The sequence below is a fragment of the Streptomyces sp. NPDC041200 genome, assembly GCF_055591805.1.
On the sequence record NZ_JBVIZF010000002.1, the window covers coordinates 265,957 to 292,005 of the forward strand.

Sequence of the window (26,049 nt, forward strand, 5' to 3'; positions counted from 1 at the left end):
CCACCCGGCCGGGGGCGGCGTGCATGGGCGGGCGCTCACCCCGTCAGGATCCGCTCGATGACGGCCGCGACGCCGTCCTCGGTGTTGGCGCCGGTGCGGTACGTGGTCGCGGAGAGCACGTCCGGGTGGGCGTTGGCCATGGCGTACGAGGTCCCCGCCCAGGTCAGCATCTCCAGGTCGTTGGGCATGTCGCCGAACGCCACGACCTCCTCCGCCGCGATGCCGCGCTCGGCGCAGCAACGGGCCAGCGTGGAGGCCTTGCTGACCCCCAGTCCGCTGACCTCCAGCAGGGCGGACGGGCTGGAGCGGGTGAAGTCGCCGTGTGCGCCCGCGACGCCGCGCGCGAGCCGGAGGAAGTCGTCCGGCACCAGCTCCTTGTGGTGCGCGAGCAGCTTGAGGACCGGGGTGTCGGCGTGCGGGAAGCCGTCGTCGAGCAGCTTCTCGGCGGGGGCGATGACCGCGCCCGGGTCGAGATGGAAGGGCGGGTACTCCGGCTCGTAGAAGATGCCGCCGCTGCGCTCGACCGCGAAGGACGTGCCGGGCGCGGCCCGGCGCAGCGCCTCCACGACGGCCAGCGCCCGGTCGGCGGCCAGGGGGCGGACGTCGACCAGCAGGCCGCCCTGGTGCAGGTCGACCACGGCGGCGCCGTTCGCGCAGATCGCCAGGCCGTGCCCGTGCACATGGGCGCTGACCACGTCCATCCAGCGCGCCGGGCGGCCGGTGACGAAGAACACCTCGATGCCCGCCCGCTCGGCCGCGGCGAGGGCCGCGACGGTGCGGTCCGAGACCGTCTTGTCGTCCCGCAGCAGGGTGCCGTCGAGGTCGGTGGCGATCAGCCGGGGGCGGGGCGTGGCGGTGGCGGAACGGTCAGGTGCCGGGTTCTCGGGCTGCTCGATCGCTGGGGTCACGGCAACCATCCTCCCGCATGGCCCGCTCATCGGTGCGGGAAGGGCGCTCTCCTGCATGCCGTAGGGGCCGTGCGCCGCCGACTGTCGGTGGCACCGCTGTCAGTGGCACCGCTTAGGCTCGACGCCATGCGAGTGAGCACCGTGATCCTGCCCGTCGACCGCTGGGCCGACGGCGGCAGGGAGCTATGGCAGCGCGCCGAGGAGCTGGGTTTCCACGCGGCGTACACCTACGACCACCTGTCCTGGCGCAGCTTCCGCGACGGACCCTGGTTCGGGGCGGTGCCGACGCTGACGGCGGCCGCCGCGGCGACGTCCCGGCTGCGGCTGGGCACGCTGGTCACCTCCCCCAACTTCCGGCACCCGGTGACGCTCGCCAAGGAGCTGATCTCGCTGGACGACATCTCCGGCGGGCGCGTGACGCTCGGCATCGGCGCGGGCGGCTCCGGTTTCGACGCGACGGCGCTGCTGCGCGGCGCACAGGAGCCGTGGACGCCGCGGGAGCGGGCGGACCGGTTCGGTGAGTTCACGGAGCTGCTCGACCGGCTGCTGACGCACGACGTGGTGAGTTACGAGGGCGAGCACTACAGCGCGCGCGAGGTGCGCAACATCCCCGGCTGCGCGCAGCGCCCCCGGCTGCCGTTCGCGGTCGCGGCCACCGGCCCGCGCGGGATGCGGCTCGCGGCGCGGTTCGGGCAGGCGTGGGTGACCACGGGTGATCCGAAGCTCTTCGAGACGGGCACGCCCGCCGATTCGCTGGCCGCCATCGGCCGCCAGGTCGAGCGGCTCGGCAAGGCCTGCGCCGACGCCGGGCGGGAAGCGGACGGGCCGGACAAGATCCTGCTCACCGGCTTCACCCCGGACGGGACCCGTCCGCTCAGCTCGGTGGAGGCCTTCGTCGACTTCGCGGGCGAGCACGCGCGGCTGGGCATCGACGAGATCGTGCTGCACTGGCCGATCGCCGACTCGGTCTTCGCGGCCGACCCCGGGGTCTTCGAGAAGATCGCCACGGAGGGCGCGGAGCGGGTCGCCGCCCTCTGAGCCCGCCCCCTGAGACGCCTTCCGGGACCGCTCGCTGAGTGGGCGTTCCGTTATGCCGGGTGCGCCGCGAATGCCGCGAAGGCCGGAATGAGGAGCAGAATCGGGTAGAGAGGCTTTCGCTGCCGCAGTGACTGTGGAGGCACCCATGCCGCATACCCGCTATGCCCCCGACCGTGGGCTGACCACCCGCATGGTCGTGACCATGTTCCTCATCGGCCTGCTCTACGTGGTCTTCGTCGGTGTGCTGATCGCGCTGCTGCGCGGTGCCTGGCCGCTGATCCTGCTCATCGCGGGCGGGCTGTTCATCGCGCAGTTCTGGTTCAGCGACAAGATCGCGGCGTTCAGCATGGGCGCCCGGGAGGTCACTCCGCGGCAGGCGCCCGAGCTGCACGGCGCGGTGGACCGGCTGTGCGCGCTGGCCGACATGCCGAAGCCGCGGGTCGCGATCGCCGACACCGATGTGCCGAACGCGTTCGCGACCGGCCGCAGCCAGAAGAACGCGCTGGTGTGCGCGACGACGGGGCTGCTGCGGCGGCTGGAGCCGGACGAGCTGGAAGGCGTCCTCGCCCATGAGCTGTCCCATGTCGCCCACCGCGATGTGGCGGTCATGACGATCGCCTCGTTCCTCGGCGTGCTCGCGGGCATCATGACCCGGGCCGCCCTGTGGGGCGGGCTGTCCCGCAGCAGCCGCAACAACAACGTGGGCATCGCGGTGCTGCTGATCCCGCTGGTCAGCGCCGTGGTGTACGCGATCAGCTTTCTGCTGACCCGGCTGCTGTCCCGCTATCGCGAGCTGTCCGCCGACCGGGCCGGTGCCCTGCTGACCGGCCGTCCCTCGGCGCTCGCCGCCGCCCTCACCAAGGTGACCGGGCAGATGTCCCGCATCCCGACCCGCGATCTGCGCAAGGCCGAGCCGTTCAACGCCTTCTTCTTCGCCCCCGCGCTCTCCGGGGAGAGCCTCAGCCGACTGCTGTCCTCGCACCCGACGCTGGAGCAGCGGCTCGGGCAGCTCGGGCGCATCTCCGCCCAGCTGGGCGGCCCGGGGAAGGGCTGAGGCAGATGGGATTCCTCGACGCCATCCTCGGCCGCAGCAAGCCCGTACGGCCCGACCTCGACCAGCTCTTCGGGCTGCCGTCGGCCGCCGTCACCCTGGAGGCGGGGGCCGGGTTCACCCCGACGGGGCTCGGGTCGGTGTGCTTCGCCAGCGTCGAGGGCGGCGCCTTCGGCCGCCTCCAGCGGGACGTGACGGAGCTGCTGGACGCGGACACCGACCGGGGCGGGGTGCCCGTGGAGTTCAGCCGGGACGGATACGGCTACACCTGGATGCTGGCCCGGCAGCCGCCGGACGACCTGGCGGCCCTGGTGAACGACCTGCACGCGGTCAACACCCTGCTCCAGGACGGGGGGTTCGGCCCGCAGCTGCTGTGCTCGCTGCTCGGGTTCCACGAGGCGGCGGGGCGTTCGCTCGCGCTCGTCTACCTCTACAAGCGCGGTACGTTCTATCCCTTCGCACCGCTGCCGGGCGCCGCCGAGAAGCGGGACAACGCGCTGGAACTGCAGGTGCGGGCGCTGCTCGGGGACGATCTGCGGATCGAGCAGGACCTGAGCCGCTGGTTCCCGGTGTGGGGAGCGCCCGGACTCCAGTGACGGGCGGCCTCCACCCCGTCCCGCGGCCCGGGCCCGGGAGTTTTCCCGGGGCTGCCGGGGGCACGCGGAGCGGACATGAGTTACCTGCGCGGATTCACCCCATGGATCGCCTTCTCCCTCGTGGCGTTGCTGGGCTGGCAGTGGGGCGCGCTGTCCGGGCTGGTGCTGGGCGGCTGGCTGCTGGTCCAGTACCGCAGGGAGGGGGTGGCCGCGGACGCCCTGATCCTGAACGCCAGCACGGTGCTGTTCTTCGCGGTGCTGACCGCCTGGTCCTTCGCCCGGCCCGACAGCGGCCTCAAGGAGTACGGCGGAGCGCTGTCGATGGGCTGGCTGGCCATCACCGCCGGGGCGACGCTCGCCGTCGGACACCCGTTCACCACCGGTATCGCCCGGCGGCAGGCGCCGCGCGAGGTGTGGCACACCGCGGTGTTCCGGCGGATCAACGTGGTGATCTCCTCGGTCTGGGCGGTCGCCTTCGCCCTGACCGCCGCGGCGCTGGCCGCCTCGGTGGCCGCCGGTCTGGACGCCTGGGTGCCGCTCGCCGTGCAGGCCGCCGGGTTCGTCCTCCCCCTCCTGTGCACCGCCCGCTACCCGGAGCGCGCCAAGGCCCGGCTCGCCCCGGACGCCGCGCGGGCGTGACGGGCCTGGGCGCCGCGCGGGCGTGACGGACCCGGACGCCGCGCGGGCGTGACGGGCCTGGGCGCACCCCCTCCCCCTTACGGGGGTGTCAGACCGGAGGACTAGGAGAATCCAGCCGTCTGGGGTGACGTGGACTGTGGCTCACACCACTACCGTCGAACGCGTGACTGTGATCGCCACCGAAAGCCTGAGCAAGCGGTTCCCCAGGGTCACCGCGCTCGACCGGCTGTCCGTCGACATCACACCGGGCGTCACCGGCCTGGTGGGTGCCAACGGTGCTGGTAAGTCGACTCTGATCAAGATCCTGCTCGGTCTGTCCCCCGCCAGCGAGGGGCGTGCCGCCGTTCTCGGCCTCGACGTGGCCACGAAGGGCAGCGCCATCCGCGAGAGCGTCGGCTACATGCCGGAGCACGACTGCCTGCCGCCCGATGTGTCGGCGACGGAGTTCGTCGTCCACATGGCGCGCATGTCCGGGCTGCCGTCGTCCGCCGCCCGCGAGCGCACCGCCGACACACTGCGCCACGTCGGGCTGTACGAGGAGCGATATCGACCCATCGGTGGCTATTCGACCGGTATGAAGCAGCGCGTCAAGCTCGCCCAGGCGCTGGTGCACGATCCGAAGCTGGTCCTGCTGGACGAGCCGACCAACGGCCTCGACCCGGTGGGTCGCGACGACATGCTCGGTCTGATCCGCCGCATTTACACCGACTTCGGCATCTCGGTCCTGGTCACCTCGCATCTGCTCGGTGAACTGGAGCGCACCTGCGACCACGTGGTGGTCATCGACGGCGGCAAGCTGCTGCGCTCCAGCTCCACCAGCGAGTTCACCCAGGTGACGGCCTCCCTCGCGGTCGAGGTCACCGACACCGACGAGCACCCGGACGGCACCGCCGCGCTGCGCGCCGCCCTCGACCGGGCCGGGCTCACCGCCTCGCCCGCGCGCCGCGGCGCGGACGGCGCGCCCGCCTCCGAGCACCTGCTGCTCGTGGACGTCGCGGGCGAGGAGACGTACGACACGGTCCGGGACGCCATCGCCGGTCTCGGCCTCGGCCTGGTCCGCATGGAACAGCGCCGGCACCGCATGGCGGAGATCTTCAGCTCCGACAGCGAAAGCGACGGCGACAGCGACAGTGCGGGCAACGGAAACGGAGGTGCCGTCGATGCCGTCTGAGACTGTTCCGCAGCAGCGTGCCGACGTCATTCACAACATCGGCTACCGCCACTACGACGGCCCCCGGCTCGGCCGTGGCTACGCCCGGCGCTCGCTCTTCGTCCAGACCCTGCGCGGCGCCTACGGCCTCGGCCGCTCCGCGAAGTCCAAGGTCGCGCCGATGCTGCTGTTCGCCGTCATGTGCGCGCCCGCGGCGATCATCGTCTCGGTCGCCATCGCCACCGACCTCAAGGACCTCCCGGTCGAGTACACCCGTTACGCGGTCATGCTCCAGGCGGTCATCGGCCTCTACATCGCCGCCCAGGCGCCGCAGGCCGTCTCCCGCGACCTGCGGTTCAAGACGATCCCGCTCTACTTCTCGCGCCCCATCGAAACGGTGGACTACGTGGTGGCCAAGTTCGGCGCCATGGCCTCCGCCCTCTTCCTGCTCACCGCCTCGCCCCTGGTGATCATGTACGCCGGGGCCCTGCTCGCCGAGCTCGACTTCGCCGACCAGACGAAGGGCTTCGCGCAAGGACTGGTCTCCGTGGGTCTGCTCTCGCTCCTCTTCGCCGGTATCAGCCTGGTCATCGCCGCGGCCACCCCGCGGCGCGGCTTCGGCGTCGCCGCCGTCATCGCCGTCCTGACCATCTCCTACGGCGCGGTGTCCACCGTCCAGGCCATCGCGCTCGCCCAGGACGCCACCGGCGTCGTGCGCTGGCTCGGGCTGTTCTCGCCGGTCACGATCATCGACGGGACGCAGACGGCGTTCCTCGGTGCCGAGTCGTCCTTCCCCGGCGGCTTCGGCCCGGGCGCCGGGCCCGGTGCCGTCTACGTCCTCGTCCTCCTCGGCCTGATCGCGGGATCGTTCGGGCTGCTGATGCGCCGCTACCGAAAGGTCGGGCTGTGACCACGATCGCCATCGACAACGTCTCGCGCTGGTTCGGGAACGTCGTGGCCGTCAACGACGTGACCATGACCATCAGCCCGGGGGTCACCGGGCTGCTCGGCCCCAACGGCGCGGGGAAGTCCACCCTCATCAACATGATGGCCGGCTTCCTGGCCCCCTCCACCGGGAGCGTCACCCTCGACGGCGCCACGATCTGGCGCAACGAGCAGGCCTACCGCCACATCGGCATCGTGCCCGAGCGCGAGGGGATGTACGACTTCCTCACCGGCCGCGAGTTCGTCATCGCCAACGCCGAACTGCACGGGCTGCCCGATCCCCGCGCCGCCGCCCGCAAGGCGCTCGACACCGTCGAGATGGACTACGCCGGGGCGCGCAAGATCTCCACGTACAGCAAGGGCATGCGCCAGCGCGTGAAGATGGCCTCCGCCCTGGTCCACGAGCCGTCCGTACTGCTCCTCGACGAGCCGTTCAACGGCATGGACCCGCGCCAGCGGATGCAGCTGATGGAGCTGCTGCGGCGGATGGGCGCGGAGGGCCGCACGGTGCTGTTCTCCTCGCACATCCTGGAGGAGGTCGAGCAACTGGCCTCGCACATCGAGGTGATCGTCGCGGGACGGCACGCCGCCTCCGGCGACTTCCGCAAGATCCGGCGGCTGATGACGGACCGTCCGCACCGCTATCTCGTACGGTCCAGCGACGACCGCGCGCTCGCCGCCGCCCTCATCGCCGACCCGTCGACCACCGGCATCCAGGTGGACGCGAGCGGAGGGGCCGACGGCGGACTGCACATCCAAGCCGTCGACTTCACGCGCTTCACCGAACTGCTGCCCCGTGTCGCCCGTGAACAGGGCATCAGGCTCCTCACGGTCTCGCCCTCCGACGAGTCCCTGGAGAGCGTGTTCTCCTACCTCGTCGCGGCCTGAAAGGAGCCCCTGCGATGTCCGCGCTCTACCATCCCACCGTCGCCCGGCTCACCTACCGAGCCCTGCTCGGCCGCCGCCGCGCGATGATCCTCTTCCTGCTGCCCGCGCTGCTGGTGGCCATCTCGCTCGCCGTCCGGCTGCTGACCGGCGTCGACGACTCCACCGCCAACTCCCTGCTGGACGGCTTCGCGATCGCCACCATGGTCCCGCTGATCGGCGTGATCGCCGGGACCGGGGCGATCGGCCCGGAGATCGACGACGGCTCGGTCGTCTATCTGCTGGCCAAGCCGGTGAAGCGGCCCACGATCATCTTCACCAAGCTGATCGTCGCGATCGGCGTCACGGCCGCCTTCTCCGCCCTGCCCACGCTGCTGGCGGGCTTCATCCTCAACGGCAACGCGCACAACATGGCGGTCGGCTACGCCGTGGCCGCCGCCGTCGCGTCGGTCTGTTACAGCGCCATCTTCCTGCTGCTGGGCACGGTCACCCGGCACGCGGTCGTGGTGGGCCTGGTCTACGCCCTGGTCTGGGAGGCGTTCTTCGGCAGCCTGGTGGCCGGGGCCAGGGCCCTCAGCGTCCAGCAGTGGTCGCTGGCGATCGCCCAGAAGATCACGGACGAGTCGGTCACCTCGGACGTGGGCCTGACGGCCGGTGTCACCCTGCTGATCGTCGTGACCGCGGCCGCCACCTGGTTCGCGGGCCACAAGATGCGCTCCCTGACCCTCGCGGGCGAGGAGTGAGCGTCCTGCGGGGCGCCTCCGCGCCTACGGCCGCCAGCGGTTGACGAAGCGGCCGGTCTCGCCCGTGGCGGCGGTCGTCGTGACGACCGCCGCCACCGTGTGTCCGGGGGCGGCGTTGGCCTGGTCGAGCGCGGAGGCCACGGTCGCGGACGAGCCGAGGGTCACGGTCGCGACCGCACCGGCCACGATCCACGGCGCCCGCAGCATCCGCCGCCACGACCGCGCGCCCCTCACTTCCTCGCGGTTCATCCCGTCCTCCGATCCTCGCCGGTGCCTGATGACAGCGAGCGTGGCGGCCGGAGTTGTCCGTATCCCCTCCGCCGCCTGCGGATGAGCTGTGAACCGGGGGATCAGGACGTGATTTTGCGGTCCCGTCCCGCGCCCAGCCCCAGCAGCGCCAGCGCCGCGCACACCGCGAGCATCAGCACGATCGGCAGCGTCCAGCCACCGGTGACCTGGTGCACCGCGCCGAGCGTCAGCGGCCCCGCGGCGGCCAGCAGATAACCCCAGGTCTGCGCCATCCCCGACAGCCGCGCCGAGGTGTGGGCGTCCCCGGTCCGCAGCACCATCAGGGTGAGCGCGAGCCCCACCGCGCCGCCCTGCCCCACACCGATCAGCGCCGCCCACACCCAGGCCCCGGGCACCGGGGCCACCAGCAGCCCGGCGATCCCGGCCGCCAGCAACCCGGCCACCGCGACCGCGAGCAGTCGCTGCGCGCGCATCCGCCCGGCCAGCAGCGGCACCACGAACGAACCGGACATCTGCACCAGCGTGCTGAAGGCGAAGACCAGACCGGCCGTGGCCTTGTCCATGCCGTGGTCGGTGAGGATCGTCGGCATCCAGGCGATGGTGACGTACGCCATCAGCGACTGCAGCCCCATGAACAGCGTCACCTGCCAGGCCAGCGGCGAACGGGACAGCGCCCGGCCGTCCCCGGTCCGGGTCTGAACCGGTGTCGCGGCCGCCCGGCCGTGGTGGGTACCGCGCCGGGCGAGCACCACCTGCGGGAGCCATAGCAGCGCCGCGACCGCGGCCAGCAGTGACCAGGAGGCGAGCGAGCCGCGCCAGCCGCCGAGCGCGTTCTCCAGCGGGACGGCGGCCGCCGCGGACGTGGTCGCTCCGCCGATCATCGCGGTCGTGTAGAGGGCGGTCATGGCCGCCGCCCGGTCCGGGAAGTCCCGCTTGATCAGGCCCGGCATCAGCACGTTGAGCAGCGCGATCCCGCTGCCGACCAGGGCGCAGCCGGTGAACAGCGCGACCAGCGGCGGTGCGACGCGCAGCAGGACCCCGGCGCCCAGCAGCACCAGCGCCGCCAGCAGCACGGTCTCGGTGCCCCAGCGCCGGGCCAGCCGGGGTGCGAGCGGCGAGGCCAGTCCCATGAAGATCAGCGGAATCGTGGTCACCAGACTGCCCGTGGTCGCGCTCAGCCCGAAGTCCCCGCTGATCTCGCCGAGCAGCGGGGAGACCCCGGCGAGCGAGGCGCGCATGTTGAGGGACGCCAGCACGATGCCGACCAGGACGAGGGCCGGGCGGGCGCGCAGCGTGCGCCGGGCGGCCGTCACCTCCGGGGTGGGCCGCAGATCCGTCTCGGCGTCGACGAGCAGCGGCTCGGCCTCGGGGCCGGGGGCGTGCGGGCGTGACAAGGACAACTCCGTACTGTGGTGGGTGTTTTGGGGGATCAGCCCGCGTTGAGCAATGTCTCGACGGCGCGCTTCGGTGTCTCCAGCAGGGCCCGCGCCGCGTCCTCGGCCGCCGTGGGATCGCCCGACGCGATGGCGTCGACGACGGCGTGGTGGTCGCCGGGCACGATGCGCGGCATCTCGCGGTCGCCGAGCGAGGCCACCAGCGCCTCGCGCACCGAGCTGCTGAACCAGCCGTACGTGGCGCTCAGCGCGGCGTTGTGCGCGGCGTCCACCACGGCGGTGTGGAACGCGACGTCATGCGCCGCGTACAGCTCATGGCTGCCGGACTCCGGCTGTCCCCCGGCGTCCTCAAAGGCCGCCTGCGAGGCCAGCGCCGCGCGCATCCGCTCCAGGTCGGCGGGCTGATGCCGCAGCGCGGCGAGCCGGGCGCCCTCGGCCTCCAGCGCGATGCGCAGCTCCAGCACGTCCCGGATCCCGGCGCGCCGTACGTCCCGCATGACCTCGGCCGGGTCGGTGGTGGAGACCACGAAGGTGCCCTCGCCCTGCCTGGACTGAAGCATTCCGGCATGCACGAGGACGCGCACCGCCTCGCGGACCGTGTTGCGGCCGACCTGCAGCTGCTCGGCGAGCGCGTGCTCGGTCGGGACGCGCTCCCCGACTCTCCACTCGCCCTCGGTGAGCTGCGCCCGCAACTGCTCCACGACGGCGTCGACGAGCGACTGCCGCCCGGCGGCCCGCAAGGCCATGTCTCGTGACTCCCCTCGAATCAACCGGTTGCCCAGTCATCCTACAACTTAAATGCCTATACCACCTAAGTGCTCGGTGGGCCGGGCAGGCGCCGACCCACCGAGCAGACGGCTACCGCCGACGCCGTCCCTTGCCCCGCACCGGACGCCCCGGCTCCGCCGCGGCCTTGAGCCGGGCGACGTCCCGGCGGACCTCCTTCATGTCCTCGCCGAGGTCGCAGAGCCGCTCACTCATGGCGCAGATCACCCGCCCGTGCGCGTCGAGCCGCTGGTCCATGCCGTCCAGCCGGGCCGACATCCTGGCCAGCCACGGAGTCAGCTCCCGCAGCGCGGAACCGACGTCGGCCAGCCGCGATTCGACGGCGTCGAGCCGGGTGCCGATCGGCCCCTCCAGCAGCCGCTCGGTGAGGATCTGTTCGAGCGGGAGCCGTGCCGCGCCGGGTTCCTGCCCCGCCCGGGCGCGCTCCTCGACGTCGAGCAGATGCATCCGTACCCGCCTGGCGATATCACTGTCGCGCAGGAGCATGGCGACGTTGAGCACCGCGCGACGGGGGTAGAGGGTGAGGTGGGCACGCCCCTGTGGATAACTCACATCTGAAAGGTCCAAGTTGGACCTTTCAAAGACTTGCAGGTCAGGGCCTCGGAGGGTGTGCATCCCGTTGCTGTGGAACTCCTCCCGGTGTCGCTTGGCCAGACTTTTGATGGCTTCTTCCCCAACCTCGAAGTAAGCCGCGACGATTCGTGTGGTGACGTGAACGCCATCGGGGAGCATGGTCAGGATCTTGACCTTGTCGAGGGCGTCGGTCCGTTCGATCACGCTGTCGCGCAGCGCGCGCGATTCCAGCAGTGCGGTCTCGGGTGGCATGGGTGTGCCTTCCGGTGTGGATACGGGTGTTGTCGCGCCCCACAAGCCAGGGGCGAATGGCCGCCCGTATCCAGGGACCAGGAGCGGAGGCTGCCTACCCCATTCGGACCCAACCGCCGTGACATCGCTGTCCGTCGATCCGTCGCCCGGCCGAAGCTTCAAGCCCGCGTTGCCTCCACGCATAACGCGTCATCTAGAACAACGATCCGACTGCAGCAGAGTTACGCGATTCCGCCGCGTTGACGGCGAGGGGCCGGAAGCGCGAGCTGTCGTGCCTACGCCGCGACCGGCTCCGTCGGGGACGGCTCGGCCCGGGGCCCCGGCGTCGGGGGCTTCGGGCGGCCGCGGACGACGGCGAGGACGAGGAGTCCCGCTGCCAGCGCCGTGATGCCGGAGATCAGGCAGATCCGGTCGAGGCCGGAGGCGAACGACTCGTGGACCAGCGTGCGGGCAGCGGCCGCGTGGGACGGTGGGGCGGCGGCGATGACGGCATCCGCGTGGCCGCCGGTGATCGCGTCGGCCGCCTGTCCGGAGGCCCCCGGCGGGATGCCGCCGCTGTCGGTGACCACGTCCCGCACCCGGGCCGAGAAGACCGTGCCCAGGACCGCGATGCCGAGCGCGTAGCCCATTTGGCGGAAGGTGTTCACCGCGCCGCTGGCCATGCCCGCCCGCTCCGGCGGGGCGGCGCCGAGGGCCGCCGACACCAGGACGGGCATGGCGAGGCCGATACCGAGACCGGCCAGCGCCAGGCCCGGGGCGAAGGCCGTCCAGTCCGAAGAGGCGTCCACCAGCGCGCCGTTGACCAACGCGCCCGCGCCCACCAGCAGCAGTCCGCCGCCGAGCGTGCGCCCCGGCGCGACCTTCTCCAGCAGTCGCCCGCCCGCCGAGCCGACGATCAGTGCGACCCCCGCCATCGGCGTCACCGCCAGACCCGCCCGCACCGGGCTCATGTCGAGTACGGACTGCAGCCACAGCCCGGCGTAGGTGAGGTACGGGAAGGCCGCCGCCTGGAGCAGCAGGGCCGCCGCCATCAGCACCGCGAAGGACGGGCGGCGAAGCAGCCGCAGATCGAGCAGCGGCTGCCGGGCCCCGCGCTCCACCGCGGCGAAGACGATCAGCGCGAGCGCGGCACCGGTCAGGGCGACGACCGTTCCGGTGTCGGACCAGCCCTCCTCGCCGCCCCGCATCAGCCCGTACGTCAGCGCCCCGGCGCACGTGGTGAAGGAGACGGCGCCCGGCCAGTCGATGCGCGACCCCGGCGCGCCGCGCGATTCGCCGACCGTACGGAGCGTGATCCACGCCGCGATCGCCGTCAGCGGCAGGTTGACCAGGAAAATGGCCCGCCAGTCGACGTACTCGGTGAGCACCCCGCCCAGCACCGGGCCGACCGCCGCGGCCGCCCCGCTCGTACCGCCCCACACCCCGAAGGCGACGCCGCGGGCGCGTCCGGAGTAGGTGGCCATCAGCAGCGGGGTGTTGGTGGCGAACATGGCCGCCGCCCCGGCGCCCTGGACCGCGCGGGCGGCGATCAGCATCCCGGCGTCGGGGGCGAGCCCGCAGATCAGCGAGGAGAGCGCGAAGACGGTGAGGCCGAGCAGATAGAGCCGCCGCCGACCGAAGAGGTCGGCCGCCGATCCGGCCACCATGAGCAGCGCGGCGAGCGCCAGCGCGTAGATGTCCATCACCCACTGGAGAGAGGTGAAGGACGCGTCCAGTCCGTGCGCCACCTGCGGCAGCGCGGTGTTCACGATGGTCACGTCTATCAGCAGCATGAAGTTGCCGAGTGTGATGGCGGCCAGGGGCCACCAGGTGGTGCGCATGGGGAATCTCCGGGAGGAATCAGGGGGCGGGCCCGACGCCGCGGCCCCGTGGCCCTCACAGTCGCCACCGCACCGGCTTCACCTCCAGCGGACTCCGGGTCTGGTGGCGTTATCCGACACCGGCTAGCTTTGAGCGGTGAAATCCGATGCCTATGACGATCTGGACCGGGCGCTGGTGCACGCCCTCCAGCTCGACGGCCGGGCCCCGTTCAGCCGCGTCGCCGAGGTGCTGGGCGTCTCCGACCAGACCGTGGCGCGCCGCTACACCCGGCTGCGGACCACGGGGGCGCTCCGGGTGCTGGGCCTCACCGACCCTGCGTCGGTCGGCGAGGTGGTGTGGATGGTGCGGGTGCAGTGCCTGCCGGACGCCGCGGTGCCGGTCGCCGAGGCGCTGGCCCGCCGCACCGACACCTCCTGGGTGCATGTGCTCTCCGATGGCACTGAGGTCGTCGCGACGACGCGGACGGCTTCCGAGCGGGACAGCGATGCGCTGCTGCTGCGCAAATTGCCTCATACGCCCCGGGTGACGGGGGTGAGCGCACGCTGTGTCCTGCATCAGTTCTTCGGCGGTGCGCTGGGCCTGGTCAGCAAGTCCGGTGTGCTGAGTCCCGGGCAGGTGGCGCGACTCGCCGCGCCCGAGGCGGAGGGGGCCGCGCGATCCGCCGGGCCCCTGACCGCCGGGGACCGGAAGCTGCTGGCGGTCCTCGCGCGCGACGGGCGGGCGCCGCTGGCCGAACTCGCCGCCGTCACCGGCTGGTCGCAGTCGACGGTACGCCGCAGACTCGCCGCTCTGCGCGCCGACGGCACGCTGTACTTCGACGTCGAGCAGCGTCAGGGCATCTTCGGGCATGAGACCACGACCGTGCTCTGGCTGTCGGTGCCGCCCTCCGATCTGGCCGCCACGGGCCAGGCGCTCGCCGAACACCCCGAGGTCGCGTTCGCGTGCGCGACCACCGGGCCCCACAACCTGATGGCGACAGTGGTGTGCAAGGGCGTCTCCGCGCTGTACACCTACCTGACGACGCGGATCGCCGCGCTGCCCGCCGTACGGCACATGGAGACCTCGCCGATCATCCGCCGGATCAAGGGGCCGGGGCCGCTGCCTCCCACGCCGCGCGACCCGTCGCTGCTTCCCTCCTGAACTGGCCTTTCCCGGGGCCTACTTGGAGGATCCTCCGAACCTCCGCTGGTTGAACTCTGTTCATCCATACGCCCGTCTAGATCTTGACGCTTGTCAGGAACCTGCCGAACTCTGGATGTGCGCCACCTCACACCGTCCCGCAACCCGTGCACCACGCGGGCGGTTTGAGCTGCCGTCAGCATCCAACGGGAGGAAACCGAAATGCGTCGTCTCGCCACGAGTCTCGCCGCCACCGCCGTCACCGCGGCCGCCACCGTCGCCCTGGCCGCACCCGCCCAGGCCGTCCCCGCCGACAAGGCCCAGGTGCTCGCGAACTGGACCCAGACCAGCGCCGCCAGCTACAACGCCTGGGTCGCGGCCCGCGGCAATCAGGCCGCGTGGGCCGCGTACGCGTTCGACTGGTCCACCGACTACTGCAGCAGCTCGCCCGACAACCCCTTCGGCTTCCCCTTCCAGACCTCCTGCGCCCGCCATGACTTCGGGTACCGCAACCACAAGGCGCTCGGCATCTTCGACGCCAACAAGGCCCGTATCGACAGCGCCTTCTACGAGGACCTCAAGCGGGTGTGCACCGCCTACACCGGTGCGAAGAAGACCGCCTGCGACGGCACCGCGTGGACCTACTACCAGGCCGTGAAGAACCTGGGCTGACCTCGCATGACGGGTCACGCATGACGACGGGCGGCCCGCCAGGGGCCGCCCGTCGTCATGCGTATCCGCTCGAAGCGCTCAGCCGAAGAGGCGCTCCAGCACCACCGCGATGCCGTCCTCCTCGTTGGAGGCGGTGACCTCGTCGGCGACGGCCTTCAGCGCCTCGTGCGCGTTGGCCATCGCGACCCCGTGCTTCGCCCAGCCGAACATCGGGATGTCGTTCGGCATGTCCCCGAACGCGATCGTGTCCGCGGCCGTCACCTTCAGCCTGCGGGCGGCCAGCGAGAGGCCCGTGGCCTTGGTCAGCCCCAGCGGCAGCAGCTCCACCAGCCCCGCGCCCGCCATCGTCACCCCGACCAGACCCCCGGCGGCGATCCGCGCGGCGTCCGCCAGCGCGTCGTCGCCCAGCTCGGCGTGCTGGATGTAGAGCTTGCTGATGGGCGCGGACCACACCTCGTCCTGGTCGGTGAAGGAGGTGACCGGCATCTCCCCGTGCCCCACCCGGTATCCCGGGCCGAACAGCACCTCGCCGTCGAGGCCGTCGCGGGCCGCGGCCAGCAGCAGCGGACCGGTCTCCGCCTCGATCTTCTCCAGCGCCAGCATGGCCACTTGGCGGTCCAGCGTGACGGAGGTCAACAGCCGGTGCTCGCCCGCGTGGTACAGCTGCGCGCCCTGGCCGCACACCGCGAGCCCGTCGTAGCCGAGGTCGTCCAGTATGTGCCGGGCCACCGGGACGGTGCGCCCGGTGACGACGATATGGGCGGCGCCGGCCGCGGTGGCCGCGGCGAGCGCGGCGCGGGTACGGGCCGAGACGGTGTGGTCGGGACGGAGCAGGGTGCCGTCGAGGTCCGTCGCGACCAATCCGTACGGAAGGGCCCCCGCGCTCACCGGGCGACCGGTGCCAGGACCTCGCGCCCGCCCAGGAACGGCCGCAGCGCCTCGGGTACCCGCACCGAACCGTCGGCCTGCTGGTGGTTCTCCAGGATCGCGACGATCGTCCGGGTGACCGCGCACAGCGTGCCGTTCAGCGTCGCCAGCGGGCGGACCTTCTTGCCCTCGCGCATCCGGATCGACAGCCGCCGCGACTGGAACTCGGTGGTGTTGGACGTCGAGGTCAGCTCGCGGTACTTCCCCTGGGTCGGGATCCACGCCTCGCAGTCGAACTTCCGGGTCGCGGACGAGCCCAGGTCACCCGAGGCCAGGTCGACCACCCGGAACGGCAGCTCCAGCGAGGTCAGCCACTGCTTCTCCCACTCCAGCAGCCGCTGGTGCTCGGCCTCGGCCTCCTCCGGCGTCGTGTAGACGAACATCTCGACCTTGTCGAACTGGTGCACCCGGAAGATGCCCCGGGTGTCCTTGCCGTACGACCCGGCCTCGCGGCGGAAGCAGGAGGAGAAGCCCGCGTACCGCCGGGGCAGCTGCTCCGCGTCCAGGATCTCGTCCATGTGGTACGCGGCCAGCGGGACCTCGGAGGTGCCGACCAGGTAGAGGTCGTCCTTGTCCAGGTGGTAGACGTCCTCCGCGGCCTGGCCCAGGAAGCCGGTGCCCTCCATGGCCTTCGGCTTGACCAGCGCGGGGGTGAGCACCGGGGTGAAGCCCGCCGCGGTGGCCTGCGCCATCGCCGCGTTCACCAGCGCGAACTCCAGCAGCGCGCCGACGCCCGTCAGGTAGTAGAAGCGCGAGCCGGAGACCTTGGCGCCGCGCTCGGTGTCGATCGCGCCGAGCAGCTCGCCCAGCTCCAGGTGGTCCTTGGGGGTGATGCCCTCGGCCGCGAAGTCGCGCGGGGTGCCGACCGTCTCCAGGACGGTGAAGTCGTCCTCGCCGCCCACCGGGACGTCCGGGTGGACCACGTTGCCCAGCTGGCGCAGCAGGGCCTGGGCCTCCTCGGCCGCCGCGTCCTGCTCGGCGTCGGCCGCCTTGACCGCGGCGGACAGCTCACCGGCCTTCTTCAGCAGCTCGGCCTTCTCGTCCCCGGAGGCCTTGGGGATGAGCTTGCCGAGCGCCTTCTGTTCGGAGCGCAGCTCGTCGAAGCGGACACTGGAGGACCTGCGCCGCTCGTCGGCGGCCAGGAGTGCGTCGACGATGCCGACGTCTTCTCCACGGGCGCGCTGGGAGGCGCGCACACGGTCGGGGTCCTCACGGAGCAGGCGAAGGTCAATCACCCCCCCAGGTTACCGGTGTGACCTCAGGGACTCGACGCGAAATTCCGTTGTGCCCCTTTTTGCCCCTGTTTATGGCTGTGGGAAAACCTGGGAATTCTTGTGTGGGTCGCCGTCAAGGAATGCGTGCGCATTCCCCGAAAAGGGGCAAAGAGATGACTGGCTTCCCCTGTGTGCGGGGCGAGTTGGCCGTTCGTTGTCCACAGGCCTGGGGGGATACCCACGGGTTATCCACAGCCTGTGTGTGAGATCTGTGGATGTCGCAGTGATCGTTTAGTCCGCCGAATGCTCGGCGATGGATTCCCCTATCGAACCGCGTTCACACACTCTTTGAGAGAGGAATCCCTCACTCCAAAGAGCGGATCTCTGGAATTGCGGTGACGAGTGTGCAATGTCCGGTGATGTGAGCCGATGAGGTGACTGTGGTGATGTGTCGACATTGCCGGGTTGGTGTTGTCGACTTGTCCCCAGCGCGAAGCCGAGCCTGTGGATAACTTTTTGGCGACGGCCGCCCGGGCCCGTGGTTGACGGGCCCGGGAGACTCGCGCCTTCCGCGCTCGGCCCCCGCGCCCTCCGCGCTCAGCCCCGCCCGTCCTGGCAGCGGGCCAGCCACTCCGCCGCCTCCGCGAACGCCTCGTCCGTGGTGCCGTGGCGCAGCGGACCCAGGTCCGCCGCCTCCACGCCCGCGCGCGGGTACGAGCCCAGGAAGCGCACCTTCGGGCAGATCCGCTTCAGCCCCATCAGGGCCGACCCCACCCGCCGGTCCGTGATGTGCCCCTCGCAGTCCACCGAGAAGCAGTAGCGGCCGATGCCCTCACCGGTCGGGCGCGACTCGATCCGCATCATGTTGACGCCGCGCGCCGAGAACTCCTGCAGCAGCTCCAGCAGTGCGCCCGGGTGGTCGTCGCCGAGCCAGATCACCACGGACGTCTTGTCCGCGCCGGTCCGGGCGGCGGGCCGGGCCGGGCGCCCCGCCAGGACGAAGCGGGTCATGGCGTTCTCCGCGTCGTGAATGTCGGTGACCAGCGGCTCCAGGCCGTACTTCGGCCCCGCGAAGGCGCCCGCGAACGCCGCGTCGTAGCGCCCCTCCTGCACCAGCCGCGCGCCGTCCGCGTTCGAGGCCGCCGACTCCCACAGGGCGTCCGGCAGGTTCGCCGCGAGCCAGTTGCGGACCTGCGGCTGGGACACCGGGTGCCCGGTCACGGTCTTCACGTCCGCGATCGTGGTGCCCGGTCGCGCCAGCAGCGCGAAGCTGATCGGCAGCAGCACCTCGCGGTAGATGGTCAGCGGTTCGCCGGTGGCCAGCTCGTCGAGGGTCGCGGTGACCCCGCCCTCGACCGAGTTCTCGATCGGGACCAGGGCGGCCGCCGCCGCGCCGCCGCGCACGGCGTCCAGCGCCGCCGGAACCGAGACCATCGGGACCAGCTCGCGCGTGGCAGCCTCCGGCAGGGACCGCAGCGCGGCCTCGGTGAAGGTGCCCTCGGGGCCGAGGTAGGCATACTGGCTGGCCGACATCACGGTGGCTCCCTGTGATCGTATGAGAGCCGCCACGATACCCAGCGGCGGCCGGGGGCGGGACGGTTCATCCCTCGCTCACCCTTCCAAGAGTGCCTGACCCACATACTCGTCCGGCGCGCAGCCGCCCGGCACCGCGAAGAGCGCGCTCGCCTCGTGCCGCAGGAACCGCGACAGATCGTCCCCGAGGTCCAGCTTCCGCTGCACCGGTACGAACCCCTTCATCGGATCCGCCTGCCACGCGATGAACAGCAGCCCCGCGTCCGGCGCCCCGTCGTCACGGAAGCCGTCGTGGTACGAGAAGGGGCGGCGCAGCATCGCCGCGCCCTGGTTGGACTCGGGGGCCGCGACCCGTACGTGGGCGGCGCCCCCGATGGCCAGCCCGCCGTCCGCGCCCATCTTGTCGAGCCGCACCGGGGTCGTCTCGGTGCCGCCGGACAGCGGGGCGCCGTCCGACTTGCGGCGGCCGATGACCTTCTCCTGCCGCTCTTGGGACAGGTTGTCCCAGGAGTCGAGCAGCATCCGGACGCGGCGCACCACGGCGTAGGAACCGCCCGCCATCCAGGCCGGTTCCCCCTTGTCCGGTACGAAGATCCGCCGCTCGTAGTCGGACTCCTCCGGTTTGGGGTTGTTCGTGCCGTCGACCTGGCCCATCAGATTGCGCATGGTCATGGGGCGGCCGGTGGCCCCGGGGGTGCGGTTGAAGCCGTTCATCTGCCAGCGCAGCCGGGCCGTCTTCCCGGCCTCCCGCTGCAGCGCGCGCAGCGCGTGGAAGGCGACGAGCCCGTCATCGGCGCCGATCTGGATCCAGAGGTCGCCGTTGCTGCGCTTCGCGTCGAGGGCGTCCGAGGCGAAGTCGGGCAGCGGGGCGAGAGCCTCCGGGAGCCGGTCCTTCAGCCCCGCCTTGGCGAAGAAGGTGCGGCCGAAGCCGAAGGTGACCGTGAGGGACGACGGCCCGGCGTCGAGCGCGATGCCCGTGTCGTCCGGCGGCGCCTTGCCCTCGGTCAGCTCGCGCGCCGTCCGCGACCACCGGCGCAGCAGCGCGGCGGCCTGTCTGCGGTTCGCGCCGGGCGCCAGGTCGAAGGCGATGAGATGACCGTGGGCCTGCAGCGGGGTGGTGATCCCCGCCTGGCGCTTGCCGTGGAAGGACACCGCTGTCGTGCCGACGGAGCTGAGCGGCTGGGGCGTGTTCCGCGTCGCCTCCGCGGCGTACGCGCCGGCCGCACCGCCGACGACGAGCCCGGCCGCGCCCGCGGCGCCGGCCGAGCCCAGCAGACGGCGCCGGGACACCCCGGCGGGTTCGGTGTGCTGGTCAGAAGAGGTTTCGGGGGCTTTCGGGGCGTGCTGAGTGCTCATTGCGCGATCTTCACGTTCCTGGTCTCCGTCACCTGGTCGATGTCGGAGGTGCGTACGGTCATGGAGAGCAGCCACTTCCCGGCCATGGGGAGCTGTACGCCCTCGGCGTTCCAGTGTCCGGTGGACCGCTGCTTGAGGGGGACAGAGAGCGGGCCGATGCCCTTGTCCTTGAGGGTCAGGGAGACCTTCACCTCCGGCACCTCGATCGGGCGGTCGGCGAAGTCGCTGATGAAGACGTTGACGGCGTTGTCGCCGGGGAGCGCCGGGTCGAGCATGACGATGGCCTTGCCGCGGCCACTCTTGGGGCCGGTGTCGTACGGGATCGACACGCTGATCGGCTCGACGCTCGGCCCCCCGGTGTCCACGGCCTCGGCCGCGGGCTTCCCGGTCTCCGCCCGGCCCGGCTGGGTGCCGCTCAGCACGGTGGTCACCGCGAGCAGCACGGCGGCCACGACGGTCTCGGCGATCACGGAGCGGCGCAGGCCGCTGCGCTGCGGGTCGGCGTCGCGCTCCCGCTGGGCGGCGGTCTTGTCCTTGGCCGCCCGCTGACGGGCGAGCTGCGCGCTGCGGACGGGGTCGTCCGCGCCCCCGTCACGGTCCGCCGCCTTGGCCCCGGCCTCTTCACCGGACGCGGCGTCAGCGGTGGAGTCCTCGCCGGAACCCTCGGCCGAGCCCTCGTGCGAACCCTCGGAGCCCTCAGCCGAGCCCTCAGCCGAGCCCTCAGCCGAGCCGGAGTCGGCTCCCGCGGCGCCGGTACGGACCGGCTCCTTCACCACTGCCTTGGCCTCGGTCCGGACCTCCGTCTCCGCCGCTGCCTCCACCGTCACCTGTGCCTTCTCCGCGCTCACGGCGTCCGTGAGACGGCCGGTCCAGCGGCGCGAGACTGCGGCGATGCCGACGAGCACCGCGACCAGGGCCACCTTGATCAGCAGCCATCGCCCGTAGTCGGTGCCGGTCAGCGCCTTCCAGGAGCCGACCTGCCGCCACGACTGGTACAGCCCGGTGAGGACCAGGGCGATGACGGACCCGAAGGCGAGCCGGGAGAAGCGGGCCACGGCCGCCCGCTCGATCGGCACGCCCGCGCGCAGCGTCACCGCGAGCGAGGCCAGTCCGCCCAGCCACACCCCGACCGCGACCAGGTGGATCACGTCGACCGGCATGGCCAGCTGCCGCTGGATGCCGACCGAGGCGTGCTCGGCCATCGCCCAGGTCGCGGCGAGGCCCACCGTGACGACGACGCCGCCGAAGCCGAGCCCGAAGGCGAGGTCACGGCGGCGCCGGGCGTCCGCCTCCGCCGCGCCGGTGTCGCGGGTGTACGAGCCGAAGAGCACGGCCAGGAAGATCGCCGCCACGCCGAGCAGCAGCAGCCGGGACAGCAGTGCCGCGCCCGGCTTGGTGTCGAGGGCGTCGCCGAGCGCGCCGAGGTCGAAGACCGTGCCGAGCCCCTCGGAGTTGGCGTACGGCCCGCGCAGCAGCAACAGCGCCAGGGTGGCGCCGAAGAGCGTCGCCCAGCCGCCGACCGCGATCTTCCGTACCGGGCGGGAGGACCGGCACACCCCGGCGAACACGCAAGCGCCGACCAGCGCCGCGAAACCGCCGTAGGCGGCGTACCGCCCGATGCCGTACAGCGTGGTGACCGTGCTGTCGCCGCTCTCACCGGTCGGCGCCTTGACCGAGGTCTTGGACGGGGCGCCGATGGAGAAGGTGAACGCGCCGCTCACCGGGTGGCTGTCCTCCGAGACCGCCTTCCACGCCACCGTGTACGTGCCGTCGGGCAGCCCGGGGCGCAGCGCGACCGCCGCGGTCGACGACTTGCCGTCCACGTGGGCCGTCTTCCCGGTGTCCACGCGCTTGCCCTTGGGGTCGAGGACGCGCACCGCGTCCCGGCCGAGCAGCACGCCCTCGGTGAAGGTGAGCCTGACGTCCGACGGCGCGGACTTCACCACCGAGCCTTCGCCGGGGCTGGTGGAGGTCAGCGCGGCGTGCGCGGACGCGGGCCCGGCGCCGAAACTCAGCGCGCACAGCAGCGCGGCGAGCAGCGTGCCGAGGACCGACAGCAGCCGCCGGGCGGTGACGGAGATCCGGGGCCGGGCGGTCGGGGAGGTCAGCGAGGGCATCGGCTGTCAGTCCTTGGGACGGTACGTCATCGGCTCGACCGGGACTTTGATCTTGATGGGGTCGGACGTGGCGAAGTGCAGGGTGAATTCGACCTTCTCACCGACCTTCGGGCGGTGGACCAGATTTGTCAGCATCAGATGATCGCCCCCGCTGGTCAGCTTCAGTTCGCCGTTCGCGGGCACGTCGAGCGAGCCGACCTGCTTCATCTGGGTGCCCTTGGTGGTGTGCAGGGTGACGTCGCGGGCGAGCGGGGTGGTGATGGACGTCAGCTTGTCCTCGCCGCCCCCCTTGTTCGTGACGGTCAGGAAGCCCGCCGCCATGTCGGCCATCGCGGGGCGCGGGATGTACGCGCCGCCGACGGACAGCTCGGGGCGGTCCCCGTCGTCGCCGCAGGCGGTGAGCGTGCCGGTCAGTCCGAGGGCGAGGGCGGCCGCGGCGGCGGCGCGGTGCCGGGTGGTCACGGGTTCTCCCCCTTGATGATCTTCGGGAGGTCCTTGGCGTACTGCTGGGGCGAGGTCGACGTGGTGTAGATCCAGTGCCCCTTGTCGTCCTTGGGCGAGAAGCCCAGCACCTGGGCGCCGTGGTTGACCGTGGTGCTGCCGTCCTTCTCCTTCTTCGGCTTCTCGATGAAGATGCCGAGCGGCTTGGCTCCGGCCTGGATGGTGTCGAAGTCGCCGGTCAGCCCGACGAAGTCCGTGCCGCCCTGGGCGTCCAGCCACTTCCGCATCCGCTCGGGGGTGTCGCGCTCCGGGTCGGTGGTGACGAACACGACCCGCAGCTTCTCCCGCTCCGCCTTGGACAGCTTGGAGACGGCGATGCCGAGGTTGCTCATGGTCAGCGGGCAGACGTCCGGGCAGTGGGTGTAGCCGAAGAAGACCAGGGTCGGGCGGCCCTTGGTCTCCTTGATCAGGTCGTACTTCTTGCCCTCGGTGTCGGTGAGGACGAGGTCCGGCTTGGCCTTGGCGTCGCCGTTCAGGACGATCGCCTGTCCCGTCTTCTGGCCGCCCGAGACGCTGGCGGCGCTGCCCCCTTTGTCTCCCCCCTCGCCGGAGCCGCCGCAGGCGGTGAGGGTGAGCGCGGCGGCGACGACGAGGGCGGAGCCCAGGATCTTGGTGCGCATGGAGCTGTTCTCCAAAAGAGATCGTTGGATCGGTGGTGCGTGGCGGCGGCGGGCCCGGGGGCCCGCCGCCGGGCGTGGCGCGGCGCCGGGTCGGGGCGCGCGGTCACGCCGTGGCGTCACGCGGGGTCGGGGCGGGTCAGTGGGTCAGGCGGAGCGGCGCCGGCCCGCGAGCACACCGAAGGCGACTCCGGCGACGCCGATGACGATGCCCGCGATGCCCAGCACCCGTGCGGTGGTGTCGGTGCCGTCGCCGCCGGACTCCGAGGCGGTCTTCGCCGTGCCGGAACCGGACGCCGTGGCCTTGGTCCCCTTGGCGTCGCCCGCGCCCGCCGAGCCGTGCCCGTGCGAGCCCTCGGCCGCGTCGGTGAGCTTGAGGACGGGCGCCGGGTTCTCGGGCTCGGGCGCGCCCTCCTTGGGCTCCTCGATCCAGCGCACGACCTGCTTGTCGTCGTACGTCTGGAGGGCCTTGAAGGCGAGCTGGTCGGCGTCCTTGGGCAGCGGGCCGACGGAGACCGGGAACTGCTGGAACATGCCCGGCTCGATCTTGCCGCCGGTCCAGGTGATCTTGGTGACCGCCTCGGTCACCTTGCCGTCGCCGGTCTCGATGGGCTTGTCCAGCTTGGACTTGGTGACCTTCACGTCCCAGCCGGGCACCGGCTGGGGCATCACGGAGGCGAGCGGATGGTCGGTGGGCAGGTTGACCTCGAGCTTGACGGTCGAGGAGTCGTCCCGCTCGTTGGGCACCTTGAAGTCGACGGTGCTGTAGCCGCCCTTCTCGGCCTGCTCGGGCTGCACGGTGACGTGCGCGAAGGCGGGGCCCGCGGCGAGCAGCAGGGCGCCCGCGGTGAGGCCGCCGAGAACCGGCAGACGGCGAAGACGCATGGCGTTCATGTCAAACGCTCCAGATGAGGAGTGATCGGTGGGGTCGGCGCGCGCGGCGTCGTCGCGGCCACCCTCCGGTCCCGCTGGAGGAGTGTCGCGTCGATCAGGCCGCGAGGTCGTAGCGCGGCGGTCCCCGCCGGATCACGCTGTGCTGGAGGACGACGGCCGTCGTCCCGCCCTCGTCCGCCCCGTCCGGGCGCGGGCGGGGCGGCCCGGTGCCGGACGCGTCGTCCATGAGCCCGGTGAGCAGAGCCCGTACGAGCCCCAGGGCGGCGCGCAGGGACCGTACGAGCGCGGCTTCCGCGACCCCGCGCGCCCCGTCCAGCGACAGCCGTACCGCCCGCCACACGGCCCGCTCGCCGCGCCGCAGCAGCCAGCCGACGGCGAGTGCGGCCAGCAGATGTCCCAGGGTCATCGGCAGCGACGGCAGCAGGGCGGTGAGTCCCGTGTGGTGCTCGGGGCCGGGCACCGCGGTGGCGGGCGTGGAGGACGTGGAGTGCAGGGACTTCGGGTCGATGCCCGACCGGGCGACGATCCGGTGCGCCGTGGCGGCGTCGAGACGGCCGGGGAGCGTGGTGCACAGCAGCTTCGCCGCCATGCCGATGACGCGGCCGTCGGCCGCGTCCGCGCGGTGGGCGGCCTCCGCGGTGGCGGCCGCCTGCTGTCCGTAGCTGAAGAGGCTGTGCAGCGCGAGCTGGCCCAGGGCCAGCACCGCCGCGATCCCGGGCAGCGACCGCTCCCGCCCGGCCAGCGGCAGTACGACCGCGAACATCGCCGCGGCCCCCGCGCCGAGGGTCCACAGCGGCACGGCCGTACAGGACGCCAGGACGTGCCCCGCCGCGGACAGCACGACGCAGACCGCGGTGAACACCGCGGCCCGCAGCATGCGCAGATCGGCACCCGCACGGGCGACAGGGGAAGCCATGGCCGCGCCATCATCCCACTGGGTAAACGCGTTCCCTACGGCGGGTAGGGCGTACCGGCGCACACCGGGACAGGCCTATACACCGATGCGCCTACCGCGCGCGTCCGCCGAATGAGCGGAGTCACGTCAATCGGACGCTTACGGACCATGGACCCAGGCAATACGTAACGGTATGTCGAGCCGCGGCCGGGAGGCTGGAGCATGAGCATCTGGTGGTCACTCCATTTGCCCCGCGAGGCGGCGAGCGTTCCGCTCGCACGACGACTGCTCCTCGGCACCATGGAGACGGCCGGAGTCGATCCGGAAATCTCCTACGACCTGTCGGTCGCCCTTTCCGAGGCATGCGCGAACGCGGTGGAGCACGGCGGCAGCGACGGTACGGGCGGGGACTACCGCGTCACGGCCTTCATCGACGGCGACACCTGCCGTATCGAGGTCACCGACTCGGGCCCCGGCTTCTCCGGCCGTGGCACCGTGCGCCGCGAATCGCGCACCCGGAGCGAGCGGCGTCCGGCGTCGGCGCCGAGGCCGCAGCACCCGCACAGTCCGGCTCCCGCGCACGCGGAGCACGGACGGGGGCTCTTTCTCATCGAAGCGCTCACCGATCACGTCCGCTACCGCGACCGGCCGGGTCGCGGTGGGGTGGTGGTGAGTTTCGACAAGATCCTCAAGTGGCGCGAGGACTCCCTGCTCAGGGCGTCGTAGTCGCGCGTCACTCCTCACCGGGCGGCAGCGCCCGGCACAGCGCGTCCAGCGCCCCCGCGAACGCGTGATCGGGCGGGGCCCATAGCCCACGACCAGGCCGTCGTGGGCCGGTCCCGTGGCATCGGGGTGGCGGTAGTCGGCCAGCCCCCGGCGGGCGGTGAGCCAGCCCTCGGCGACCAGCTCCGCGTACGCGTCGGCGACCGTATCGCGGGCGATGCCGAGGTCGGCGGCGAGCGAGCGATAGGGCGGCAGCCGGGTGCCGGGCCCGAGCCGTCCGCCCCGGGCGGCGTCCCGCAGCGCGCGGATCAGGGCGGCCCGGCGGCCGCCCGCCCCGGCCAGCTCCAGATGCAGATCACTGCCCAGGGCCTGCGCCGAATTGACCCATGACTCCGCCCTGGCGGCGCACCCTGTCGGCGGCGGGGAACGGCAGCGGGGGAGCGCCTTCCGA

Annotated in this window: 26 protein-coding genes and 1 pseudogene; 11 read left to right on the forward strand and 16 right to left on the reverse strand. The window is 72.0% G+C overall.

The genetic code is table 11. The features are described from left to right. Positions 1–35 precede the first annotated feature (35 nt). Positions 36–917 (reverse strand): Cof-type HAD-IIB family hydrolase, encoded by an 882-nt coding sequence (locus ACZ6CL_RS06300; RefSeq protein ID WP_468931828.1) that lies wholly within the window; start codon positions 915–917, stop codon positions 36–38. A 117-nt stretch (positions 918–1,034) separates the two neighbouring features. Here ACZ6CL_RS06300 and ACZ6CL_RS06305 point away from each other — a divergent pair, with 117 nt between their 5' ends. From ACZ6CL_RS06305 to ACZ6CL_RS06340, 8 genes are all read left to right on the forward strand, one after another. After that, complete coding sequence (locus ACZ6CL_RS06305; protein ID WP_468931830.1) at positions 1,035–1,946, forward strand: LLM class flavin-dependent oxidoreductase; 912 nt, start codon at positions 1,035–1,037, stop codon at positions 1,944–1,946. 145 nt (positions 1,947–2,091) lie between these two features. After that, entirely contained in the window at positions 2,092–3,000 is a 909-nt protein-coding gene (htpX, locus tag ACZ6CL_RS06310; protein ID WP_468931833.1) for a zinc metalloprotease HtpX, read from the forward strand. Positions 3,001–3,005: 5 nt separating this feature from the next. After that, positions 3,006–3,593, forward strand: coding sequence for a PspA-associated protein PspAB (pspAB, locus tag ACZ6CL_RS06315; RefSeq protein WP_468931835.1), 588 nt, complete (start codon positions 3,006–3,008; stop codon positions 3,591–3,593). A gap of 75 nt (positions 3,594–3,668) precedes the next feature. After that, complete coding sequence (locus tag ACZ6CL_RS06320) at positions 3,669–4,232, forward strand: hypothetical protein (protein ID WP_468931838.1); 564 nt, start codon at positions 3,669–3,671, stop codon at positions 4,230–4,232. A 136-nt stretch (positions 4,233–4,368) separates the two neighbouring features. Then, positions 4,369–5,403: an ABC transporter ATP-binding protein gene (locus tag ACZ6CL_RS06325; RefSeq protein ID WP_468931840.1), complete on the forward strand. Its 1,035-nt coding sequence runs from the start codon at positions 4,369–4,371 to the stop codon at positions 5,401–5,403. Next, a complete protein-coding gene (locus ACZ6CL_RS06330) occupies positions 5,393–6,292 on the forward strand; it encodes an ABC transporter permease (RefSeq protein WP_468931843.1) in 900 nt (299 codons plus the stop codon). The genes ACZ6CL_RS06325 and ACZ6CL_RS06330 overlap by 11 nt, the downstream gene beginning before the upstream one ends. After that, complete coding sequence (locus ACZ6CL_RS06335; protein ID WP_468931846.1) at positions 6,289–7,215, forward strand: ABC transporter ATP-binding protein; 927 nt, start codon at positions 6,289–6,291, stop codon at positions 7,213–7,215. The genes ACZ6CL_RS06330 and ACZ6CL_RS06335 overlap by 4 nt, the downstream gene beginning before the upstream one ends. A gap of 14 nt (positions 7,216–7,229) precedes the next feature. Beyond that, positions 7,230–7,955 (forward strand): ABC transporter permease subunit, encoded by a 726-nt coding sequence (locus ACZ6CL_RS06340; RefSeq protein ID WP_468931849.1) that lies wholly within the window; start codon positions 7,230–7,232, stop codon positions 7,953–7,955. 24 nt (positions 7,956–7,979) lie between these two features. Here ACZ6CL_RS06340 and ACZ6CL_RS06345 read toward each other — a convergent pair whose 3' ends face one another. The 5 genes from ACZ6CL_RS06345 to ACZ6CL_RS06365 form a co-directional block, all read right to left on the reverse strand. After that, a complete protein-coding gene (locus ACZ6CL_RS06345) occupies positions 7,980–8,204 on the reverse strand; it encodes a hypothetical protein (protein WP_468931852.1) in 225 nt (74 codons plus the stop codon). A gap of 101 nt (positions 8,205–8,305) precedes the next feature. Further along, the gene (locus tag ACZ6CL_RS06350) at positions 8,306–9,598 is read right to left on the reverse strand and encodes a CynX/NimT family MFS transporter (protein WP_468931855.1); all 1,293 of its coding nucleotides are present in this window, start codon (positions 9,596–9,598) and stop codon (positions 8,306–8,308) included. Between the two features lie 35 nt (positions 9,599–9,633). Continuing rightward, positions 9,634–10,344, reverse strand: coding sequence for a FadR/GntR family transcriptional regulator (locus ACZ6CL_RS06355; protein ID WP_468931857.1), 711 nt, complete (start codon positions 10,342–10,344; stop codon positions 9,634–9,636). A gap of 112 nt (positions 10,345–10,456) precedes the next feature. Then, complete coding sequence (locus ACZ6CL_RS06360; protein ID WP_468931859.1) at positions 10,457–11,209, reverse strand: hypothetical protein; 753 nt, start codon at positions 11,207–11,209, stop codon at positions 10,457–10,459. 275 nt (positions 11,210–11,484) lie between these two features. Further along, positions 11,485–13,029 (reverse strand): MFS transporter, encoded by a 1,545-nt coding sequence (locus ACZ6CL_RS06365; protein WP_468931861.1) that lies wholly within the window; start codon positions 13,027–13,029, stop codon positions 11,485–11,487. Between the two features lie 136 nt (positions 13,030–13,165). On the opposite strand from ACZ6CL_RS06365, the gene ACZ6CL_RS06370 reads away from it, so the two are divergent. Both ACZ6CL_RS06370 and ACZ6CL_RS06375 read left to right on the forward strand, forming a co-directional pair. After that, the gene (locus tag ACZ6CL_RS06370) at positions 13,166–14,170 is read left to right on the forward strand and encodes an Lrp/AsnC family transcriptional regulator (protein WP_468931864.1); all 1,005 of its coding nucleotides are present in this window, start codon (positions 13,166–13,168) and stop codon (positions 14,168–14,170) included. A 201-nt stretch (positions 14,171–14,371) separates the two neighbouring features. Next, complete coding sequence (locus tag ACZ6CL_RS06375) at positions 14,372–14,821, forward strand: phospholipase (RefSeq protein ID WP_468931867.1); 450 nt, start codon at positions 14,372–14,374, stop codon at positions 14,819–14,821. A gap of 78 nt (positions 14,822–14,899) precedes the next feature. Here ACZ6CL_RS06375 and ACZ6CL_RS06380 read toward each other — a convergent pair whose 3' ends face one another. The 9 genes from ACZ6CL_RS06380 to ACZ6CL_RS06420 all read right to left on the reverse strand — a co-directional run bounded on the left by ACZ6CL_RS06380 (position 14,900) and on the right by ACZ6CL_RS06420 (position 24,896). Continuing rightward, the gene (locus ACZ6CL_RS06380) at positions 14,900–15,709 is read right to left on the reverse strand and encodes an HAD family hydrolase (protein ID WP_468931869.1); all 810 of its coding nucleotides are present in this window, start codon (positions 15,707–15,709) and stop codon (positions 14,900–14,902) included. After that, a complete protein-coding gene (gene serS, locus ACZ6CL_RS06385) occupies positions 15,706–16,983 on the reverse strand; it encodes a serine--tRNA ligase (RefSeq protein ID WP_468931871.1) in 1,278 nt (425 codons plus the stop codon). Before serS ends, ACZ6CL_RS06380 begins: the two co-directional genes overlap by 4 nt. 576 nt (positions 16,984–17,559) lie before the next feature. Next, entirely contained in the window at positions 17,560–18,495 is a 936-nt protein-coding gene (gene pheA, locus ACZ6CL_RS06390; RefSeq protein WP_468931873.1) for a prephenate dehydratase, read from the reverse strand. A gap of 78 nt (positions 18,496–18,573) precedes the next feature. After that, positions 18,574–19,851 (reverse strand): iron uptake transporter deferrochelatase/peroxidase subunit, encoded by a 1,278-nt coding sequence (efeB, locus tag ACZ6CL_RS06395; RefSeq protein WP_468931876.1) that lies wholly within the window; start codon positions 19,849–19,851, stop codon positions 18,574–18,576. Further along, entirely contained in the window at positions 19,848–21,968 is a 2,121-nt protein-coding gene (locus ACZ6CL_RS06400; protein WP_468931879.1) for a copper resistance protein CopC, read from the reverse strand. Before ACZ6CL_RS06400 ends, efeB begins: the two co-directional genes overlap by 4 nt. 6 nt (positions 21,969–21,974) lie before the next feature. Further along, on the reverse strand, positions 21,975–22,430 hold the full coding sequence (locus ACZ6CL_RS06405) for a copper chaperone PCu(A)C (protein WP_468931882.1): 456 nt from the start codon (positions 22,428–22,430) through the stop codon (positions 21,975–21,977). Beyond that, complete coding sequence (locus ACZ6CL_RS06410; protein WP_468931884.1) at positions 22,427–23,089, reverse strand: SCO family protein; 663 nt, start codon at positions 23,087–23,089, stop codon at positions 22,427–22,429. Before ACZ6CL_RS06410 ends, ACZ6CL_RS06405 begins: the two co-directional genes overlap by 4 nt. A 144-nt stretch (positions 23,090–23,233) precedes the next feature. Continuing rightward, the gene (locus ACZ6CL_RS06415; protein ID WP_468933281.1) at positions 23,234–23,971 is read right to left on the reverse strand and encodes a YcnI family protein; all 738 of its coding nucleotides are present in this window, start codon (positions 23,969–23,971) and stop codon (positions 23,234–23,236) included. 103 nt (positions 23,972–24,074) lie between these two features. Next, complete coding sequence (locus ACZ6CL_RS06420) at positions 24,075–24,896, reverse strand: hypothetical protein (protein ID WP_468931887.1); 822 nt, start codon at positions 24,894–24,896, stop codon at positions 24,075–24,077. A 201-nt stretch (positions 24,897–25,097) separates the two neighbouring features. Between ACZ6CL_RS06420 and ACZ6CL_RS06425 the strand changes: the two genes are divergently transcribed. After that, positions 25,098–25,601 (forward strand): ATP-binding protein, encoded by a 504-nt coding sequence (locus ACZ6CL_RS06425; protein WP_385443206.1) that lies wholly within the window; start codon positions 25,098–25,100, stop codon positions 25,599–25,601. Positions 25,602–25,745: 144 nt separating this feature from the next. Here ACZ6CL_RS06425 and ACZ6CL_RS06430 read toward each other — a convergent pair. Next, positions 25,746–25,964: pseudogene (locus ACZ6CL_RS06430) on the reverse strand (GntR family transcriptional regulator); the annotation flags it as partial. Positions 25,965–26,049 lie beyond the last annotated feature (85 nt).

Excerpts from the sequence above, each read along its gene's own strand:
- ACZ6CL_RS06300 (WP_468931828.1), bottom strand. The coding sequence starts at position 917 with ATGGTTGCCGTGACCCCAGCGATCGAGCAGCCCGAGAACCCGGCACCT.
- ACZ6CL_RS06305 (WP_468931830.1), top strand. The coding sequence starts at position 1,035 with ATGCGAGTGAGCACCGTGATCCTGCCCGTCGACCGCTGGGCCGACGGC.
- htpX (WP_468931833.1), top strand. The coding sequence starts at position 2,092 with ATGCCGCATACCCGCTATGCCCCCGACCGTGGGCTGACCACCCGCATG.
- pspAB (WP_468931835.1), top strand. The coding sequence starts at position 3,006 with ATGGGATTCCTCGACGCCATCCTCGGCCGCAGCAAGCCCGTACGGCCC.
- ACZ6CL_RS06320 (WP_468931838.1), top strand. The coding sequence starts at position 3,669 with ATGAGTTACCTGCGCGGATTCACCCCATGGATCGCCTTCTCCCTCGTG.
- ACZ6CL_RS06330 (WP_468931843.1), top strand. The coding sequence starts at position 5,393 with ATGCCGTCTGAGACTGTTCCGCAGCAGCGTGCCGACGTCATTCACAAC.
- ACZ6CL_RS06340 (WP_468931849.1), top strand. The coding sequence starts at position 7,230 with ATGTCCGCGCTCTACCATCCCACCGTCGCCCGGCTCACCTACCGAGCC.
- ACZ6CL_RS06345 (WP_468931852.1), bottom strand. The coding sequence starts at position 8,204 with ATGAACCGCGAGGAAGTGAGGGGCGCGCGGTCGTGGCGGCGGATGCTG.
- ACZ6CL_RS06355 (WP_468931857.1), bottom strand. The coding sequence starts at position 10,344 with ATGGCCTTGCGGGCCGCCGGGCGGCAGTCGCTCGTCGACGCCGTCGTG.
- ACZ6CL_RS06360 (WP_468931859.1), bottom strand. The coding sequence starts at position 11,209 with ATGCCACCCGAGACCGCACTGCTGGAATCGCGCGCGCTGCGCGACAGC.
- ACZ6CL_RS06365 (WP_468931861.1), bottom strand. The coding sequence starts at position 13,029 with ATGCGCACCACCTGGTGGCCCCTGGCCGCCATCACACTCGGCAACTTC.
- ACZ6CL_RS06375 (WP_468931867.1), top strand. The coding sequence starts at position 14,372 with ATGCGTCGTCTCGCCACGAGTCTCGCCGCCACCGCCGTCACCGCGGCC.
- pheA (WP_468931873.1), bottom strand. The coding sequence starts at position 18,495 with ATGTCGGCCAGCCAGTATGCCTACCTCGGCCCCGAGGGCACCTTCACC.
- efeB (WP_468931876.1), bottom strand. The coding sequence starts at position 19,851 with ATGAGCACTCAGCACGCCCCGAAAGCCCCCGAAACCTCTTCTGACCAG.
- ACZ6CL_RS06400 (WP_468931879.1), bottom strand. The coding sequence starts at position 21,968 with ATGCCCTCGCTGACCTCCCCGACCGCCCGGCCCCGGATCTCCGTCACC.
- ACZ6CL_RS06410 (WP_468931884.1), bottom strand. The coding sequence starts at position 23,089 with ATGCGCACCAAGATCCTGGGCTCCGCCCTCGTCGTCGCCGCCGCGCTC.
- ACZ6CL_RS06415 (WP_468933281.1), bottom strand. The coding sequence starts at position 23,971 with ATGCGTCTTCGCCGTCTGCCGGTTCTCGGCGGCCTCACCGCGGGCGCC.
- ACZ6CL_RS06420 (WP_468931887.1), bottom strand. The coding sequence starts at position 24,896 with ATGGCTTCCCCTGTCGCCCGTGCGGGTGCCGATCTGCGCATGCTGCGG.
- ACZ6CL_RS06425 (WP_385443206.1), top strand. The coding sequence starts at position 25,098 with ATGAGCATCTGGTGGTCACTCCATTTGCCCCGCGAGGCGGCGAGCGTT.